This window comes from Frisingicoccus sp., from assembly GCA_016298055.1.
Lineage (GTDB): Bacteria > Bacillota > Clostridia > Lachnospirales > Lachnospiraceae > Frisingicoccus.
This window is the reverse complement of record JAEDDO010000225.1, coordinates 1-2,712: the sequence shown is the minus strand read 5'-3', so window position 1 is coordinate 2,712 and position 2,712 is coordinate 1. Positions and strand designations below refer to the sequence as shown.

Genomic DNA, 2,712 nt, shown 5'->3' with positions numbered 1-2,712 from the left:
GCGGATGCCTGGCCAGAAGAGTGGGATCTGTGGGCTGCCGTCTGGTTAATGAGCGGGGAGATGCCGTCCGGTGATTTTATGATTGAAAACAAAAAAATGTAAATAGGATTTGCAAATTTAAAAAAATATTGTATAATATAGGCGAATGTGCAACTGGCGGATGAGTGGGAGAAACCACGAGGGAGCACATTTTTATATGGAAGTCGACCGCCTGGGCGCTTTTATTCAGCGTGCCCAGACGGTTTTTTATTTTAAAGGATATTTTACGATTTGGGCATTAAGTGGAAATTTTTATGTTTTAAGGAGGAAAAAAGATGGAATTTAAAACAGATATCCAGATTGCACAGGAATGTCAGATGGCACCGATTACAGAAATTGCAGCAAAAGCAGGCATTGATGACAAATATCTTGAACAGTACGGAAAGTACAAAGCAAAAATTGACTATAATTTATTAAAAGAAAGTGACCGGAAGGACGGGAAATTAATCCTTGTTACGGCCATCAACCCGACACCGGCCGGTGAAGGTAAAACAACAACAACCATTGGCCTTGCAGATGGTCTTCAGAGACTGGGCAAGAAGGTTATGGTCGCACTCCGCGAGCCGTCTCTCGGACCGGTGTTCGGCGTAAAGGGCGGAGCTGCAGGCGGCGGTTATGCGCAGGTTGTTCCAATGGAAGATATCAATCTTCATTTTACAGGTGATTTTCATGCCATCGGAGCTGCAAACAACCTTCTTGCAGCCATGATCGATAATCACATTTATCAGGGAAATGAATTGAACATCGACCCTAGAAAAATCACATGGAGACGCTGTGTTGATATGAACGACCGTCAGCTTCGTTTTGTTGTCGACGGCCTTGGCGGAAAACCAAACGGAACGCCTCGCGAAGACGGATATGATATCACAGTAGCATCTGAAATTATGGCAGTGCTCTGTCTTGCAAAAGATATTACAGACTTAAAAGAACGTCTTTCCCGTATTATCATTGGTTACACATACGGAAAGCCTTCCGAACAGAAACCTGTAACCGCAGGCGATCTTCACGCTGAAGGTGCTATGGCAGCACTTCTTAAAGATGCATTGAAACCAAATCTTGTACAGACACTTGAAAAAGTACCGGCCATCGTACACGGTGGACCGTTTGCTAATATTGCTCACGGATGCAACTCTGTAACAGCAACCCGAATGGCTATGAAATTAGCAGATTATGCAATCACAGAAGCCGGCTTTGGTGCAGACCTCGGTGCCGAAAAATTCCTGGATATCAAATGCCGTATGGCAGGCATCAAGCCAAATGCAGTGGTTATTGTTGCAACCGTTCGTGCCCTTAAATATAACGGCGGTGTTGCGAAGGCCGATCTGAATAATGAAAATCTGGAAGCACTGGAAAAAGGTCTTCCGAACCTGCTTAAACATGTAAGTAATATCCGAAACGTCTATAAACTTCCATGTGTTGTTGCAATTAATGCATTTCCAACGGATACAAAGGCAGAACTGGATCTGGTAGAATCCAAATGCAGGGAACTCGGTGTCAATGTTGCGCTTTCTGAAGTCTGGGCACAGGGCGGTGAAGGCGGAAAGAAACTGGCAGAAGAGGTTATTCGCCTTGCAGAAGAATCCAATGATGACTTCACTTTCTCCTATGAGCTGGATGGAAGTATTGAGGATAAATTAAATCAGATCGTTCAGAAAATCTACGGAGGAAAGCGTGTTGTTCTTACAGCTCAGGCTCAGAAACAGGCGAAGGAGCTGGAAGCACTCGGATTCGGCAATTGTCCGATCTGTGTGGCTAAGACGCAGTACAGTTTAACGGATGACCAGAAGAAACTGGGCGCACCGACAGACTTTGAAGTGACCGTGCGTAACCTTAAGATTTCTGCCGGTGCCGGCTTTATTGTAGCACTCACTGGCGAGATTATGACAATGCCGGGTTTGCCGAAAGTTCCGGCAGCGGTGCGTATTGATGTGGATGAGAACGGTGTCATTTCCGGTCTTTTCTAAAAATGTATATTTTAGATCCTGTAAGCGGTCGGCAGTTTATGCCGGCCGCTTTCTGTTTCATGTTATATTGTGTATGAAGATGAAAGAAGGGTTTGTATCGATGGTCATTTTATGTGGATATCTGCCCTTTTTTTGGAAATGTAGTATAATAAATAAATCAGGACAGTGGAGGAGAAAAATGACTTCAGATAAAACATCGGAAAACCGCTGAAGGGTATATTTTTAGCATTGACCCGTCAGATCATTTTCCTTTTGCCGCTGCAGATCCTTTTTATATAGTTTCATATATGGAGAAATAGATAAAATGAAGAATCAATTATTTTTTTATAAAGAAGCCGGATCAAATTTTATTGTTGTTCATAAGTTCGCGGAAGACGGAACGATACTCCGTTATGCCGCAGGAGAGGGCGAACATGGGTTAGATCTAATTGTACGCAGCGGGCATGGCCTGGAGGAGATCCGCAAAGAGCTTGAGCAGGTGGTACAGGGACTGGATCTGACTGCATGGACAAAATTTGATAATATTGAAGAAGAAATGGAACTGACCCATTTTGAGACCTGCATGGGTCCCGTGGAAAAAGCCTATGCATTTGTCATTGAGTGGTAAGTTGACGGTATACAGCTGAGTCAGCTCTGCTCCCCAATGCGCAGCATATGAAATCCTTCACCGTGAACTTCGCTGGATTCAAGAATGATGGAAAAGGATTCC

2 protein-coding genes and 1 riboswitch are annotated in these 2,712 nt (G+C 44.1%); both genes read left to right on the top strand.

What is annotated here, in order from left to right:
• The first annotated feature begins 139 nt into the window (after nt 1–139).
• A riboswitch (ZMP/ZTP riboswitch) is annotated at nt 140–224 on the top strand.
• A gap of 90 nt (nt 225–314) precedes the next feature.
• Nucleotides 315–2,003, top strand: coding sequence for a formate--tetrahydrofolate ligase (locus tag QZZ35_RS10895; protein ID WP_291237425.1), 1,689 nt, complete (start codon nt 315–317; stop codon nt 2,001–2,003).
• A 304-nt stretch (nt 2,004–2,307) separates the two neighbouring features.
• Nucleotides 2,308–2,610 carry a hypothetical protein gene (locus QZZ35_RS10890; RefSeq protein ID WP_291237424.1) on the top strand — a complete coding sequence of 101 codons (303 nt, stop codon included), beginning with the start codon at nt 2,308–2,310 and terminating at the stop codon, nt 2,608–2,610.
• Nucleotides 2,611–2,712: the final 102 nt, after the last annotated feature.

Excerpts from the sequence above, each read along its gene's own strand:
- QZZ35_RS10890 (WP_291237424.1), top strand. The coding sequence starts at position 2,308 with ATGAAGAATCAATTATTTTTTTATAAAGAAGCCGGATCAAATTTTATT.
- QZZ35_RS10895 (WP_291237425.1), top strand. The coding sequence starts at position 315 with ATGGAATTTAAAACAGATATCCAGATTGCACAGGAATGTCAGATGGCA.